The organism is Chloroflexota bacterium (genome assembly GCA_016197225.1).
Taxonomy (GTDB): domain Bacteria; phylum Chloroflexota; class Anaerolineae; order Anaerolineales; family VGOW01; genus VGOW01.
In genome coordinates, this window is record JACPWC010000118.1 from 1 (window position 1) to 15,294 (window position 15,294).

17 protein-coding genes are annotated in these 15,294 nt (G+C 59.8%); all 17 read right to left on the reverse strand.

Annotation, left to right across the window (positions count from 1 at the left end; genetic code table 11):
• Positions 1 to 268: 268 nt before the first annotated feature.
• Complete coding sequence (gene rbsK, locus HYZ49_19635; GenBank protein ID MBI3244498.1) at positions 269 to 1,210, reverse strand: ribokinase; 942 nt, start codon at positions 1,208 to 1,210, stop codon at positions 269 to 271.
• Positions 1,211 to 1,271: 61 nt separating this feature from the next.
• Positions 1,272 to 1,733, reverse strand: coding sequence for a VOC family protein (locus HYZ49_19640; protein ID MBI3244499.1), 462 nt, complete (start codon positions 1,731 to 1,733; stop codon positions 1,272 to 1,274).
• Between the two features lie 47 nt (positions 1,734 to 1,780).
• Positions 1,781 to 2,752: an alpha-ketoacid dehydrogenase subunit beta gene (locus HYZ49_19645; GenBank protein MBI3244500.1), complete on the reverse strand. Its 972-nt coding sequence runs from the start codon at positions 2,750 to 2,752 to the stop codon at positions 1,781 to 1,783.
• A gap of 34 nt (positions 2,753 to 2,786) precedes the next feature.
• Entirely contained in the window at positions 2,787 to 3,104 is a 318-nt protein-coding gene (locus HYZ49_19650; GenBank protein MBI3244501.1) for a four helix bundle protein, read from the reverse strand.
• On the reverse strand, positions 3,044 to 4,000 hold the full coding sequence (locus HYZ49_19655) for a thiamine pyrophosphate-dependent dehydrogenase E1 component subunit alpha (GenBank protein MBI3244502.1): 957 nt from the start codon (positions 3,998 to 4,000) through the stop codon (positions 3,044 to 3,046). Before HYZ49_19655 ends, HYZ49_19650 begins: the two co-directional genes overlap by 61 nt.
• Positions 4,001 to 4,019: 19 nt before the next feature.
• Positions 4,020 to 4,862, reverse strand: coding sequence for an amidohydrolase family protein (locus HYZ49_19660; GenBank protein MBI3244503.1), 843 nt, complete (start codon positions 4,860 to 4,862; stop codon positions 4,020 to 4,022).
• 12 nt (positions 4,863 to 4,874) lie between these two features.
• Complete coding sequence (locus HYZ49_19665) at positions 4,875 to 5,234, reverse strand: cupin domain-containing protein (protein ID MBI3244504.1); 360 nt, start codon at positions 5,232 to 5,234, stop codon at positions 4,875 to 4,877.
• Entirely contained in the window at positions 5,234 to 6,001 is a 768-nt protein-coding gene (locus HYZ49_19670) for a glucose 1-dehydrogenase (GenBank protein MBI3244505.1), read from the reverse strand. The genes HYZ49_19665 and HYZ49_19670 overlap by 1 nt, the downstream gene beginning before the upstream one ends.
• A gap of 75 nt (positions 6,002 to 6,076) precedes the next feature.
• Positions 6,077 to 7,174 carry a Gfo/Idh/MocA family oxidoreductase gene (locus HYZ49_19675; GenBank protein MBI3244506.1) on the reverse strand — a complete coding sequence of 366 codons (1,098 nt, stop codon included), beginning with the start codon at positions 7,172 to 7,174 and terminating at the stop codon, positions 6,077 to 6,079.
• A 55-nt stretch (positions 7,175 to 7,229) separates the two neighbouring features.
• The gene (locus HYZ49_19680) at positions 7,230 to 7,667 is read right to left on the reverse strand and encodes an RbsD or FucU transport (GenBank protein ID MBI3244507.1); all 438 of its coding nucleotides are present in this window, start codon (positions 7,665 to 7,667) and stop codon (positions 7,230 to 7,232) included.
• Between the two features lie 33 nt (positions 7,668 to 7,700).
• Positions 7,701 to 8,564, reverse strand: a complete 864-nt coding sequence (locus HYZ49_19685) for a sugar phosphate isomerase/epimerase (GenBank protein ID MBI3244508.1) — start codon at positions 8,562 to 8,564, stop codon at positions 7,701 to 7,703.
• A complete protein-coding gene (locus tag HYZ49_19690) occupies positions 8,561 to 9,061 on the reverse strand; it encodes an SIS domain-containing protein (protein MBI3244509.1) in 501 nt (166 codons plus the stop codon). The genes HYZ49_19685 and HYZ49_19690 overlap by 4 nt, the downstream gene beginning before the upstream one ends.
• Positions 9,062 to 9,241: 180 nt before the next feature.
• The gene (gene rfbD, locus HYZ49_19695) at positions 9,242 to 10,081 is read right to left on the reverse strand and encodes a dTDP-4-dehydrorhamnose reductase (GenBank protein ID MBI3244510.1); all 840 of its coding nucleotides are present in this window, start codon (positions 10,079 to 10,081) and stop codon (positions 9,242 to 9,244) included.
• Positions 10,081 to 11,058, reverse strand: coding sequence for a carbohydrate ABC transporter permease (locus HYZ49_19700; GenBank protein MBI3244511.1), 978 nt, complete (start codon positions 11,056 to 11,058; stop codon positions 10,081 to 10,083). The genes rfbD and HYZ49_19700 overlap by 1 nt, the downstream gene beginning before the upstream one ends.
• A gap of 122 nt (positions 11,059 to 11,180) precedes the next feature.
• On the reverse strand, positions 11,181 to 12,338 hold the full coding sequence (locus HYZ49_19705; protein MBI3244512.1) for a sugar ABC transporter permease: 1,158 nt from the start codon (positions 12,336 to 12,338) through the stop codon (positions 11,181 to 11,183).
• A gap of 4 nt (positions 12,339 to 12,342) precedes the next feature.
• Positions 12,343 to 13,920: an extracellular solute-binding protein gene (locus tag HYZ49_19710; protein MBI3244513.1), complete on the reverse strand. Its 1,578-nt coding sequence runs from the start codon at positions 13,918 to 13,920 to the stop codon at positions 12,343 to 12,345.
• Positions 13,921 to 14,006: 86 nt separating this feature from the next.
• A complete protein-coding gene (locus HYZ49_19715) occupies positions 14,007 to 15,110 on the reverse strand; it encodes a LacI family DNA-binding transcriptional regulator (protein ID MBI3244514.1) in 1,104 nt (367 codons plus the stop codon).
• Positions 15,111 to 15,294 lie beyond the last annotated feature (184 nt).

Here is a 15,294-nt window from a genome sequence, read left to right on the forward strand (position 1 = left end):
AGAAAGCAATGTTACGCCGGAGGGTGCCAAGGTTAAGGTACGGCTCAGGCGTCGTCGTGGGAGTGAGGACTGGCGCGGTCGGCGTCGGTGGAACGGTAGGCGTTTCGGTCGGCGGCTCAAGGGTTGGCGCCGCGGTTGTCGTGATTGGTGAAGGTGGGGCGGGCACGTTCGTTGCGGCGGTCGGGCTAAGGCTACAGCCAGTGGTAATGACACTCAGGCTAACAATCAGCACCCGGAGAACGATTATCTTACGCATTGCTGCCTCCTTTCACGAGACAGGTTCTCCACGCATCAACCGCTCGACCTGCTCGGCGCGCGGCATGGACGGCTCTGCGCCCAACACGGTGACGGCCAGCGCGCCGGCGGCGTTAGCGTATTTCACGGCCTCCACCGGACTCGCCCCGCGCGCCATCGCCACCGCCAGTCCGGCGCAGAATGCATCGCCCGCCGCCGTCGGATCCACGACCTTCACTTTGTAGGCGGGCGCTTCGGTCTCGCCTTCCGGGCCAAACATCAACGCGCCGCGCGCGCCGAGGGTGAGGATAACTCGCTCCACGCCCATCTGGCGCAAACGCTTCGCCGCCGCGCGCGCGCCGGCGTCGTCGCCTGTGGCGACCCCGCTCAGTTGCCCGGCCTCAACTTCGTTGGGGGTAATGACGCCGGCTAATTTGTAGATCACATCGGGGAGGGGGCGGGCCGGGGCCGGGTTGAAGACGACGGCGGCCCCGTTGGCGCGGGCGATCTCCGCCGCGTGTATGGAGGTCTCCACTGGAATCTCAAGTTGAAGCATCAATACATCGGCAGAAGCGATCATATCCTTAGCCGCGTCCACATCGGCGGGCGAGACGCGCATGTTGGCGCGCGGCATGAGGATGATGCTGTTGTCGTTCTCGGACTCGTAGACGACGGGCGAGGCTACGCCCGTGCCAACTTCCGAGTCACGCACCACATATTTGGCGTCAATGCCCTCTTTCTCCAACGACCGCATGAACATGTCGCCGAAGATGTCTGTGCCCAAGCGGCCCACCATGCCGACTTGCGCGCCCATGCGGGCGGCGGCCACGGCCTGGTTGTAGCCCTTGCCGCCGGTAAACAGGCCAAACTCAAGGCCGATCAACGTCTCGCCGCGATTCGGGCGGCGCGGCGCGCGAAAGACCAGGTCGGTGACGAAACTGCCGACGACGACAATGTGAGGTTTGTCACCTTTCATCGTGTGCTCTCCCTTAGTTTGGAAGTTGGAGGTTAGAGGTTGGAAGGGCGGCCTCCAACATCTACTTCGGCGGTTGTAGCAGTTCCAACGTAATCCCATCCGGGTCGGTGAAGTATATCGTATAGCCGCCTTTATTTACACCCGCTTCGATGGCAACGGGTTGATCGGCTTTGAACTTGACGCCCAACGCTTTGAGCCGCTTGAACTCTATGTGAATATCATCCACCATGAACGCCCAATGACCGACGCCGGTGCGGTTCGTGTCCAGCGGAATGTCTTCGCCGCGCGGGTGAACGTATTCGACCAACTCAATGTGATGGCGCGAGATCGGGATCGTCTCGCCGGGAACCCGCAACTGGGCCACGTTGAGGTGCGCGCCGGGGAAGCCGACGAGCTTCGCCGTGTACTCGTTATGTTGCACCTGGCCGCGCACATATTCCAACCCCAGCACCTCGGTATACCACTTCACCGAAGCCTCGATGTTCCTCACCGTGAATGAGACGTGCCAGAAACCTTGAATCATTTATCGAACTCCTTATCGCTAAATGCCGTGGTATGCCGAGTCTGCCATCAGAACATTGCTTCCACGGCTTGCACAATATCCGAGGGTTGAGGCAGGACGGCGTTTTCAAGAGGCTCGGCCACGGGGATGGGCACATGCTTCGCGCCCAACCGCCGCGCCGGAGTGACGAGCGCATCCGGCGCTTGCTCATAGATGCGGGCCACAATCTCCGCGCCCAGCCCACAATTGCTGTGCGACTCGTGAACGACCAGCAACCGCCCTGTGCCTTTCACCGACTCGATGATCGTCGCCATATCCAGCGGCTCAATCGTCCGCAGGTCAATCACTTCGGCTTCAATGCCGTTCTGTGAAAGAGTCTCCGCCGCTTCGAGCGCAAAAAGATGCGTGCGCGAAAATGAAACGACAGTGATGTCGCGCCCGGCGCGCTTCACCTCCGCTTTGCCAATCGGGATGGTGTATTCGCCTTCCGGCACATCGCCTTTGGTGTTGTAGAGCAGTTTGTGCTCGACGAAGAATACCGGATTGCCCGCCCGGATGCTACTCTTGAGCAAGCCCTTGGCGTCCGCCGGGGTGGCCGGGGCGACGATGATGAGGCCGGGGACCTGGGCCAGCCACGACTCGAAACTCTGCGAATGTTGTGCGCCGTTGCCACGCCCGCCGCCTTGTTGGGCGCGAATGACAATCGGAACCGACACCGTGCCCCCGGCCATGTACCGCAGTTTGGCCGCCTGATTCACAATCTGGTCGGCGGCGACGAGGGCGAAATCCATAAACAGCAATTCGACCACCGGGCGCATCCCGGCTATGGCCGCGCCAATGCCGAGGCCGACAAAGCCGGACTCGCTGATGGGCGTGTCACGCACCCGCTCCGGGCCGAACTCGTCAATCAAATCTTTGGTCACCCGGAAAATGCCGCCGTGATGACCGATGTCTTCGCCCATGAGGAAGACTCGCGGGTCGGCTTTCATCTCTTCGCGCAGGGCATCGTTGAGGGCTTGAGCGTAGGTGAGAGTTGGCATAGTCGTGGAGGGTGGAGAGTGAAGCGTAAAGCGATTAATGTGTTTTTGGCGTCCATTTCTGAGGGTCGGACATCATCAAAGAGAGTTGGCTACAGATGTGGTCGTAACGATCACTCATCTCTTTGTGAAGTTCGGCAGGAATATAGCCGAAGTGTAACGCAAAATCTAACCAGACAAGTGTTTCAGCGGCTTCCGCATCTGCATCGCTGAGTTTGCTGACAAAGTTGTTCGGATAGCGGCGCTTGCGCCAAGCCTCGGCGATATTCGCGCAGACTGACCACGCTTCACATTTCACGCAAACACATCCTCGAACGCCTCCTCCGGTTTCGGCGCAGGGCTGGCTTCGGCAAATTGCAGATCGTCGGCGATGACGGCCTCCGCTTCGGCGTCGAGTTTAGCCAAATCGGCGGCGGCGTGGCTGAGGGCTTGGAGGCGGCGGCCCAAGCGCACAATCGGCTCGTTCTCGCGAGCCTTCGCCACTTCGTCTTTCGTCCGGTACACTTCCGGGTCGCCCATCATGTGGCCCCACAAGCGGTAAGTCATCGCTTCAATGTAAGTGGGGCCGCCACCTGCGCGCGCTTTTGCCGTCGCATCTTCCACGGTGGCATACATCAGTTCAACGTCGTTGCCGTCAACGCGGACAGCGGGCATTCCATACGCCGCCGCGCGTTTGTGAGTTTCCACCTCAGAGGTGGTTTCGTGTGACGGCGTCATCTCCGAATACAGGTTGTTCTCGCACACGAGAATCAGCGGCAGTTTCCAAATGACGGCCAGATTGAGGGTTTCGTGGAACACGCCCTGATTAACCGCCCCTTCGCCAAAGAGGGTGAGGGCGATAGTATCCTTCTTTTGCATTTGCGCCGCCAACGCGGCCCCGGCGGCGTGGGGGATGCCGGCGGCCACGATAGCATTCGCGCCGAGCAAACCCACCGATGGATCAGTGAAGTGCATCGAGCCGCCTTTGCCTTTGGAACAGCCTGCCGCCTTGCCCAGCATCTCGGCCATGGCCGCGCGGACATTGAGGCCTTTGGCCAGCGAGTGCCCGTGGCCGCGATAGGTGCAGGTCAGGTAATCGTCTTGGCGCAGTGCCCAGCAAGCGCCGACCGACACAGCTTCCTGCCCTACACACGGATGGAATGAGCCGCGTATCTTGCCTTGCTGATATAAGTTGCGAATGGTTTCTTCGAACTTGCGAATGACGAGCATTTGCCGATATGCGTCCGGCAAGCGGTCGGGACTCAATGGCATTGTCTTTTCTCCTTATCCGTTACAACTTGTAAACTCGCTCCGCCGTGCCGCCCAAGATGGCCTCGATCTCCGACGGTGAACGCCCGGCCAGCGCCGCGTTCGTCTCCGCCCACACTTTGGCGTAATCGCCCGCCAGCAGGCACACCGGCCAATCACTGCCGAACATCAGCCGATCCGCGCCGAATTTTTCGATCACAAAATCAATGTACGGTTTGAGATCGGTGGCAGACCAGTTGTCCCAGTCGGCGGCGGTGTTGAGGCCGGAGACTTTGGCGCAAACGTTGGGGTATTGGGCGGCGGCGGCCATCTGGTCGGCCCACGCCCCCATTTGCCTATCTTTGATCGGCGGCTTGGCCAGATGATCAATGATCAGCGTCAGGTTCGGAATCTTTTCGGCCAGCACCGGCACGTGCTTGAGGTGGTTCGGATACACTGCCACCACGTCGAACGACATGTTGAGTTCGGCCAGCACCTTTAGCCCCTCGACAGCGGTCGGCTGAATCACCCAGTCCGGATCCGGCTCGTCGTGAATCAGATGACGAATGCCCCGGAACTTGGGATGCCGGCTGTACCGCTCCAACGCCTTGCGGGTGTTGTCCGGCTCCAACAGTGGAATCCATCCCACCACCGCGCCAATCCAGTCGTAATCTTCTGCCTGAGTGAGCATGGACACGGTATCTTCAAAAGAGTTGGCCGACTGTACCAGCACTGTCTTATCAATCCCGACCGCTTGGAGGTGGGGTTCGAGTTGGCGCGGCGCAAAGGTGTTGTAGATGACGCCGTGTTGCGGCCTCAGCCACGGATATTCAACTTTGGCCAGATTCCAGAAGTGCTGGTGGGTGTCAATTCTTTTGGCGGTCACAAAGTCACCTTTTCAAGTCAACGGCGGCGTGAAGAAGGTGAGCAGTTCCACCATTTCTGTTCCTTCGTTGCGTAAGGCATGTTCGAGCGCCATAGGAATAGCCGCCGCCTGCCCGACGTTGAAAGGCGCGTCGGTTTGGTCCAGGGTCAGGATACTCTGCCCGGCGAGGACGTAGACGGTCTCTACTTGCGTTGGGTGATGATGGCGGCTAATGACGCTGCCCGGCGGGACGCGCACCACGTTGACGCTGGCCAACGCGTTGTCGGTTGAGGTGAGCAACCGTTTCACGTAGATGCCGCGAAAGCGAGAATGCGCCGCCCACTCTCCGGCATTGATATCGGCGATCAGGACGGGCAAAGTATCTTGGGTCATCAGTCCATCTCCATTCCGCCGCACACGTTGAGCGCCTGGCCGGTGATGTAGGCGGCATCGGGCGAACACAAAAACGAAACGGCGCCGGCAATATCGTCCGGCGATTCAATGCGGCCCAACGGGATGCGGGCGATCATCCGGGCCAGCGACTCTTCGGGAGTGATGCCGAGGGCCTGGGCGCGGTCTTCGTGAATCTTGCGCGTCAGCGGCGTATCCACCACGCCGGGGCAGACGGCGTTGACGGTGATACCGAAGGAGGCGAAGGCCAACGCCGCCGAGCGGGTGAGGCTGATCACACCCGCTTTGGCCGCCGCATACGGAGTTTGGTCGGGGCGGCCACCCCGGCCAGAGACGGAAGAAATGCTGACGATGCGGCCCTTTACTCCAGAGTCGATCATGTGCCGGGCGGTGGCTTGCATGGCGAAGAAGACGGTTTTGAGATCGAGTTCCAACAAAGCATCCCAATCAGCTTCGGTCACATCGAGAAAGGGCTTGGTGATCAGCCGTCCGGCGTTGTTGACCAGCGCATCCAATTGACCCAACTCGGCCACAGTCTGCTTGACCAGGCGTTGGATCTCGGCTACCTGCGAGAGATCAACTTCGACGCCAATGGCTTTACCGCCTGCCGACTCGATCTCGCCGCGCACCGTGCTGAGGGCGGCGGGGTTGATGTCGGCCAGAGCCACCGCGAATCCATCGCGGGCCAGCCGCAGGGCAATGGCCCGGCCAATGCCTTGACCGGCCCCGGTCACAATTGCTGTCTTCATAATTTTTTCACCGCAAAGACGCGAAGAGCGCAAAGTTTTTAATTTTCTTAGCGTCCTTCGCGTCTTTGCAGTTCGTCAGTTTCCTAATGTAATTTCTGATGGCTTCACACTGCGCCGCTCGGCCATTGAGCGGTACGAGGCTTCGACGACGCGCAAAGTGCCGAGGTTGTTTTCGCCCGAAGTCACCGGCTCGCCGCCGGTTTGAATGGCTTCCATCAGCGAGGCCATTGGGCCGTAAAAGGCATCGGGGATCCAGCGGCCCGGCAGGGCCGCTTCAAAGTTGCGTTCGGGGTTGTGGCGGCTGGTGAATTTGATCGTGTCACTGCGGCCATGAGGATAATCGTAGTTGGTGCCAATTGTGCCTTCGATCAACCCTTCTGTGCCGAGCACGCGGAAGATCGAATACAGCCCCGGCGACCAATCATAGTGGCAGACGGCGACGAGAATTTGCAAGCCGCTTTCGTATTCCCAAACGGTGACGGTTTTGGTTTCGCCTTTGGCTTTTTGGGCCGGGTTCTTCGTGTGGCGGCTGGTGACCAGAGCCGGGTCGCCAAAGAGAAAGCGCAGGGCGTCGAGGTAGTGAATCGAGTGATAGCGCACTTCGAGACCCGGCTGGCTGGCGAGCCAGGGCCACATATCCCAGGGTGTGCTGATGCTCACCTGCACCTGCACGTCGAGCAAGTCGCCCAGCCAGTCCGCAGCCAAGAGGGCGCGAGTGGCGCGGATGATTTGCCCCCAACGGAACTGTTGATGGACGGCGATCTTCAAGCCCGCCGCTCGCGCTAGTTCCACCATCTGCACCGCTTCGGCGTATTTGTCCGCGAACGGCTTTTGGCACAGCATATGTTTTTTGGCGGCCACGACTTTTTCGACCAGGCCGAGTTGAACCCAGGGCAAAGCGGCAATATCCACAATCTGCACCGCCGGGTCAGCCAGCACTTCGTCGAGTGAGCCGTAGACTTTGCTCAGGCCGTGCGTCTTCACCGTTTGCTCGGCGGCTTCACGGTTGATGTCGTAGCCGCCGAGCATATTGAAGCCGCTGGCTTTGTAGGCCGGGATGTGGCCGTAGTTGACGATGCCGCCGCAACCGACGAACGCGATGCCGTAATCGGTCTTGGGGGGCAGTTGGCGTTCGAGGGCCGAGGCAACGAGGGGAGGAAGGGAATCGGACATTCGTATAGGGACGACGGCGATGGATGACGGACGACCGCTTCCCCGTCGTCTATCGTTAGAATTTCGCCGCCCCTTCCGGCGTCACCACCCCAACCACCAACAGCAAGTTGGCATACAGCCGCTGTTCGCCGGTAGCGATCACCAAAAGGGTATCCGGTGATTTCACCGCGTCGTAATAGGCGAAGCGTTCCAGCGTTTTGAATTCGACGCCTTTGGGGAGCATGGCGCGAAACTCGGCTGCGATTGGCGCTTCCTGCCCGTCGGCCATCAGCATTGCGTACGCGGTTTCGACCGGGATGGCATCTAGCAGAACTTTGAGAATGTCGGTGGCCGAGATCAGGCCGGGGGCCAGGTTTAGAAAAACTCGCTCTGCCGCAGGCGGCGCGCCGGTGACGTGCGGATAGTTGGAGTCGGCGATGAGGATGCGACTGCCGTGCCCGGCCCGGCCCAACGCGCCTAACAGTTGCGGGTGAATGAGGCGATATTTCATCATAGGCTAAACTCTCCTTTTACTTTTTCACCTTCCCTATTTCAACACCCCGCGCATGAACATCAGGGCTTTGCGCGCCTCTTCGTCCAGATCCAAGTTGGCGCCGAGGTCGCGGTACACCTTGATGTCCCGCCCGACCTCGCCGCCGGGCATCAAGAACGGTTCCATGGTCACGTCCCCCTGGTAATTGATCTTGCGCAACGCGGCGCTCACTTCAGTCCAGGGGATGTGACCATATCCGGGTGGCATGCGATTGTTCTCGCCGACGTGGAAGTGCCCGAGCCTTTCCCCGGCCCGCAGAATCGCCTCGCCGACGAAATCCTCCTCGATGTTCAGATGGAAGGTGTCCAACATGATCTTGGCGTTTGGGCTACCCACCGAGTCCACGTACCCGATGGCTTCCGCGCACGTGTTCAGCAAGTAGTGCTCGAAGCGATTAACGACCTCCATGTTGAACGTGACGTTGTGGGCTTCGGCGGCCTTGACGGCCTCCTTCATGCTAGCGACCGAGCGGTCGAAGTATGGCCGCCGATCGGTCTCGCCGGCAGGCAGGCTGGCCGGCCAGCAACTGTAGATGATGCCGCCCAGTTTGCCCCCGCCCATCTCGCCGATGGCCTCGGCCATGGTCTGGAGAAACGCCACCCCTCTGTGGCGCGTGGCGGCGTCTTCCGAGGCCAGGTCGTACTTCGTCGGCAGACCAATGCAATACGTCAGGCCGATGTTCCTGTCGTCCGCATGTGCCTTGAGCCGCCGGCGCTCTGCCGGCGGCATATGAGCAATCGTGCCGGCGTTCACCTCCAGGATGTCGAATCCCAGATCGGCCACCTTGTCCACGAACGGGTGGAAGTCGGCATCCCAATCGTGTGTCCAGTAGGCGTAGTAGATTCCGATCCGGTTCATTTGCTTCGTCCGTTGACGATCTTCAACTTCCCTAAGGCGCCTCCCGGATGGAAGCGCAGGAAATCTTCGCGGGTGAAGCCACGGGCCACAGAAACGGCCATCGCTAAAGCATCGCCCAGAGCCAGCATAGCCACGGCGCTTGACGTGGGCGCCAGCCCGCGCGGGTCGGCCTCCTGGGTGACGCCGGTGAGCAGAACCACTTCGCTGGCTTGGGCCAGCGGCGAGTCCGGCTTGCTGGTGATAGCAATCAGGCGCGCGCCCATGTCGCGGATAATGGGCAGGATATGCACCACCTCGTCACTCGCGCCCGAGTGCGAGAGGGCGATGACGACGTCGCCATTTTTCATCATGCCTAGATCGCCATGCGCGGCTTCGGCGGCGCTGACAAATAAGGCGTGGGTTCCTGTGCTGGCGAGCGTGGCGGCGAGTTTGCGGCCAATGTGCCCGGCCTTGCCGATGCCGGTGACGACGACCCGGCCCTGGCACTGCAACAGCATCTCGGCGGCCCGTTCGAATTCCGGCCCGATGAAGGTGCAGAGATTTTCGATCGCTTGCGCTTCGTCTTTCAATACCTGAATTGCAATTTCTTTGATCGTGCTTTTCGTCTGAGATTCCACTTTGCTTTGTAACACTCCAGGTTGGGGATGCCGAGACCAATAGCAAGGGTTTATGTGGGCCTAAAGTTGCGCCACGCAATCCGTGAGGGCCTTTTCAAAGGGGCGCATAAAATCTTGCCCAATGAGTTCGAGGCGGTAGTTGCGCAGGGCGGTAAAGGCCGGGCGCGGGGCGAATCGCTTGACTTCGGCGGCGTTGACTGGCTGGGCTAGCGACTCGTCCAGCCTGGCGGCGCGGCAGATGGCTTGAGCCATTTCGTAACGTGAAAGTATGCCGGGGTTGGCAAGATGATACACGCCATAATCTGACTGCGCCACTAGCCGCACAATCGCCTCCGCCAAGTCAATCGCCGAGGTGGGCGAACTGTATTGGTCGCTCACGGCGCGCACCGTGTCGCCACGCCTCAGGCGGGCCAGGGTATCCATCACAAAGTTTTTCCCCCAGGGCGCAAACAACCAGGCGCTACGGATAATGTAATGCTTGCGGCAGAATGTTCGCACTGCATTCTCGGCCGCAATCTTGGCCCGGCCATAGATGTTGAGCGCGCGCGTTTCGTCAAACTCGGTGTAAGGTATTCGCTGAGCGCCGTCGAATACGTAATCGGTGCTGATGAACACTAAAGGTATATCGCCTTCGCCGCAGGCCAGCGCCACATGTTGTGCGCCCAGGGCGTTCACTCGATAGGCCGCGTCCGGGTCTTGTTCGCAACGATCCACATCAGGGGTAGCGGCGGCGTGGATCACCCGATCGGGCTGAAACTCTTCGATCACCTCGCGCACGCGCCGGGGGTCGGTGATGTCCATTTCGGCGTGGGCGGGGCTGGCGATGGAATGATCGCGGGAAAAAACGCCAACGAGGGCGCGGCCCAGCAGTCCACTGCCACCGGTGATTAAGACTCTCATTAACCCTTAATCGCCCCAATCAACAACCCCTTCGCAATATACCGCTCCAGCGCGATTGCCATGCCGATGACCGGGATGATCATGATCAAGATGAGCACCGACATGTACCACCACTGCGGGCCGCGCGTGGCGTTCTGCGCGGCGACCGAGAGCGGCATCGTTTGAGCATTGGCGCTCGATAAGAAAAGCGCAAACAGGTACTCGTTCCACGTAAAGACGAGCACGAATAAAGACGTTGCCACCAGTCCTGGCAGTGAGAGCGGAAGCACGATAGACCAAAAGATGCGGTAATGCGACGCGCCGTCAATAGCCGCGCACTCTTCCAATTCAATCGGCACCGTCTGGAAATAATCGCGCATCAACCAGACGACGATGGGCACGTTGGCGGCCACGTAACTGATGATCAACGCCCCCCAGGTGTCGAGCATGCCTAGTTGCTGGAATAAAACGTATATAGGGATGACGACGGCCACTGGCGGCAACATGCGCTGAGAGATCAGCCAGAACGCAATATCGTTGTTGCTCAGCGAACGCTGGAAGCGGCGGCCAAGGGTTTGCAGAAGAATGACGAAGAGCGCAAGCGCGGAAACAACCGCTATCTGCCACGGCGTGTGAAAGACGACGGCGACAATTGCCAAGATCACGCAGCCGACGAACGTAAGAATCGCGCCGACGCGGGGCCGATAGTCGAACCGCGCGAGCGCATACGCCGCTGCCGAACCGACGACCACTGCCAGCGCCGTGCTGGTCAGCGAGACGACAATTGTGTTCCGATAGACGCGGATGGTGTCGTTGCTCAAATCACCGACCAGAATGTATTTCCAGGCGTGGAGCGAGGGCTGAAAATCAACGAATGGAATATAGACCGGCCCCTGCGCCACTTGGATCGGGAGTTTGAAAGAAGTGACTAACAGCCAATAGAGCGGAAACAGAATGAGAAACGTCCACCCGATGAGGACGACGTAAGAGAGAGCCATGCTTATCGGGGTCGGTGTGTAGATTGAGCGGTATTGATATCGTCGTTTCGCTAATGTTGCCATTGTAGTTCCCCGTGCCTCTCGGAAAGACTCCAGTTCGCGCGGAAAGCCCGCCGCTACGATTACGCTTCGGCCATTCGGCGGCGGACAAAATTCGCGTACGACACGCCGATAAACGTGACGACGAATAACAGCATGTAGGCCACCGCCGCCGAGCCGCCGATGTCGAGCGTGCGCCAGATGGAGTAAGCGTGCAGTGTGAGTGATTCGGTGGCCGTGCCTGGCCCGCCGCTGGTCAACACGTTCGGCAAGTCCACGATCTTGAACGCTTCGATCAAGCGAATCAGAATGAGCGTACTGCTCACCGACAGAATGGAAGGCAGAGTGATCTCCCAAAATATCTGCCAACGGTTCGCGCCATCTACTACAGCGGCTTCAATGGGTTCGGTCGGCTGGCTTTCAAGCGCGGCCAACAACACGATGAACATGAACGGCGTCCACTGCCAAATGTCGCTGATCATCACCGCCCACCGCGCGCCCCACGGGTTGGTCACCCACGAGGTGTTCGCCAGCCCGACCGCATTCCAGATTGGATAGAAAGGGCCTTTGCTGGTGTCGGTGAGCATGCGGAAGAGGTAGGCCACGCCCACCGGCGTGATCATCATCGGCAGAAGAAAGACGACGCGGAAGAATCGGCGTCCCGGAATATGCTGGACGCATAACAGGGCCAGGCCCAATCCGATCACGTATTGAAAGATAATGCCGACGAGCACGTAGATCAATGTGACGACCACTGTGCCAGGCCTGCCCTCCGGACTCAGCGTATGGGCAATGAGCCATGCGCCGGCGGCGGCGATGCCGGCGCTGATCAGCCGCCCGATTAATCCCCCCAACGAAAATTCTGCGCTGCGGAGGTAGCGGACGATTGACACAGCCAGCCACGCGGCGACGACGCCAAACGCCAGCCAGCCAATTAGCGAAGGAGTCGCGAACACGCCGAGGAAATGGTCGCGGTCAATGCCCACGACCAATTTGGCGTAGTTGCTGAAGCCGACAAAAGTGAGTTGAAACCCGCCTTTGGCAAACGTGAGGCGAGCCATCGAAATGTAGAGAGAAACAATGAGCGGAAAAACCGAAAGGAAAAGCACGACCAACACGGCCGGCATGAGGAAGGCCGAGATCGCGATGCCATCCAGCCGCGCTTGGATGCGAGTGACGAGGGAGGGGGGTTCAAGGCCCGGCTCACGGGCCGGGCCTTGAGTTCTTGCAGAGAGTGACATGACTCTACTTCGTGATGCCGAGTGTGGCTTGGTAAGCGGCCAGCTGGGCATCGCGGCCAAGCTCATCCGTCTTCGTATTCCAACCGTCGGCGATCTGCTTCGCGGTTGCCTTCGCGTCAATTTCACCCGCGAGGAATTGAGCCAGGGCCGTGTCGAGAACAGTGCCCTGATAGTACGCGTTCTGCGGGATGCGCAGATCGAGCGCCATGTTGGGGCTGGCTAGGCTGGCTTCGATGGCGCCCAGGTAGTTGCTGGCCGCCGCCGGGCTCATACCGGCCTTCACCCACTGCTCGCGGTTGAGGAACTGTGACGCGCGATAGGGGTTGAAACCGGTCTGGCCGATGGTCACGTCCGCGTTCGACTGCGCCGGGGCGCTGACGTAGGCGAGGTACGCAAAGGCCGCATCCTTCACTTCCGGTTTGGAGGCGGCGTTGATCGCGCCCGACCATCCGCCGAAGGCGGCGAAGGGCGCGTGATTCACGCCCTGAGCATCCGCATATGGGCAGGTGGTGGCGTCGCACGCGACGAGCGTGCCGGTTGCCCGGTCGAGCACTTTGGCGCTGCCAGGCAGGATCACTGCGCCTACCTTATCCTGCACCACCGAGGTGGCCGGGTCAATCGCCAGAGTGCCGATGTCGCCCCAATCAATGGAGAGCGCGCACCGGCCAGAGGTGAAGAGGCCGCGTGTGTCGCCCACATCCAGGTTCAACTGATCTGGCGGGCCGAGCGTGGAGAGTTGCTTGTAAACATCCAGCGCTTTAGCCATGGCTTCATTGTCGCCGTAAAGGGGCTGCATGTTGCCGGTGTCGAAGAACGCGCCCTGGCCGGTGCCCTGGCTCTGGAGATAAGCGGACGCGATGGAGGTGAACATCCAGTACGACTGCGCGCTGCGCTTCATGGCGAGGCACACGCCGTAATCGCCCTGGCCGTCACCATTCAAGTCTTTGCCTTGATACTCCCCGGCGGTGGTAATGAGATCATCCCACGTGTTCGGCGGGGTCTTGATGAAATCACTGCGGTAATACACCATCTGGAAGTCGCCGTCGAGCGGGACGGTGTACGCCTTGCCCTGATAGGTGGCGCTGAAGTCGCGGAAGAACGGGCCGATGTCGTCCCACGCCAATTCTTCGCTGGCCTTGACGCGGTCGGTCAGGTCTTCCAGATAACCGCCGGCGACGTAGTCGCCCATCCACTGCGGGTCGAACACGACCAGGTCGTAGCTGTTCGTGCCGGTGGAGAAGTCAGTCAGCGCTTTCTGGTAGAGGTCGCCGAACGGCACGGTGATGACGTTGATGGTTGCGCCGGTCAATGCGGTGAATTCGGGGCCGTGGCGCTGAAGCGGCTCGGCGATTTGCGGGCCGGTGAAGGTGAGGACGTTCACCGTCACTCCGGCATACATCGGGGGCGCTTCGGTGGGCGCCGGGGCGGTGACTTCGACGATTGTCTCTACGGGAGTGCCGGCGACGATTTGGGTGACCACTTGGGTTTGAACAACCGTCTGGGGGGTGGGGGTGGCGCAAGCCGCCAACACCACGGTAAGGGCCGTCAACACGGCCAGAGTCCTGGCAACGTACTGTTTCATCTTTTTCTTCTCCTTTTCAAAATATGAGAAAAGTTGCGCCGATTTCCGACTGGGTGACTACGGTTCAAAGCCGCGGCAATTTAGGGCTAACGGACCACCTCCTTTTCTTGTGACTGATTAGGCAATATAGTAGCGGCCAACCGGCCAGCCTGCCGCGCCCCGCACGATTCCCGGATCACCAATTGCAGATCGAGGCGAACCTGGGTTGGCGGACGGTCTGGTTCGGCGAGGCGGGCCAGCAACATGTTGGCGGCAGTGGTGCCAATTTCGTAAGTGGGTTGCGGAACAGCCGTCAGCGGCGGATTGAGCAGGGCGGACCACGGGATGTCGTCGAAAGAGACGAGAGCAATATCATCCGGGATGCGAAGCCCTATTTCATGAATGGCCGTCAGCGTCCCGAGGGTGATCATGGTATTCGCAGTAAACAGTGCGGTCGGGCGCTCTGGCGATGCTAACAGGTCAAGGGTTTGTTGGCGGCTGCGTTCTGGCAATGCCAACAGGTCAAGCGCCTGTTGGCGGCTGTCGGCCACTTGCCTTAAATCGGCCTGACGAATAAGAGCCGGATCAATCGGCAGGCCATATTCTTTCAGGGCTTGCTCGTAGCCCGCTTGCCGCTCGAGGCTGGTGGTGATCTCTTGTTGGCCGCGGATGAGGCCGATGCGACGGTGGCCCAGTGACAACAAGTGGGACACCGCTTTCTTGGCCCCGCCAACGTTGTCCACCAATACCGTATCCACTTTTACGTCCGTTATCAAACGATCTAACGCCACAACCGGAATATGGCCGTTGAGCAATTTAGGATCGTGGCCCGTTTCGGTGGCTGAGGCCAGAATGATGCCGGCCACGTTCTCGTCGTGCATCACTTCGAGATACAGCCGTTCGCGGTCGGCGTCTTCGTCGGTGTTGCAGAGGATGAGGGAGTAGCCATTGCGCGAGGCAACATCCTCGATGCCCCGTGTGACCGAGGTATAAAAAAGATTTTGAATATCGGTGATGATCAAACCGATGACGTGCGTGCTTTTCGTCCGCAGGCGGCGGGCCACGCGGCTGGGGCGATAGTCAAGCGCCTGAACTGCGGCCATCACTTTGGCTCGCGCGTCGGCTGTGACATTAGGCTGATCGTTCAATACTCGCGACACGGTGGCGATAGATACACCGGCGCGCTTGGCGACTTCTTTGATAGTAGTCATTCGCCGAGCCACTGAGTTGCCTGCTATTGGGTCTAAATTTTGTTTAGGAGTACGTGAAAAGAAATCGTTTACAACCCAATTGTAAACGATTTCTTTTTTAGAGTCAAGACCTTTGCAAGGAATGTATCCACAAAACACAAAGCCACCCTGTGGCGGCTCAATGGAGTCCGCGAAGGCAGACTTC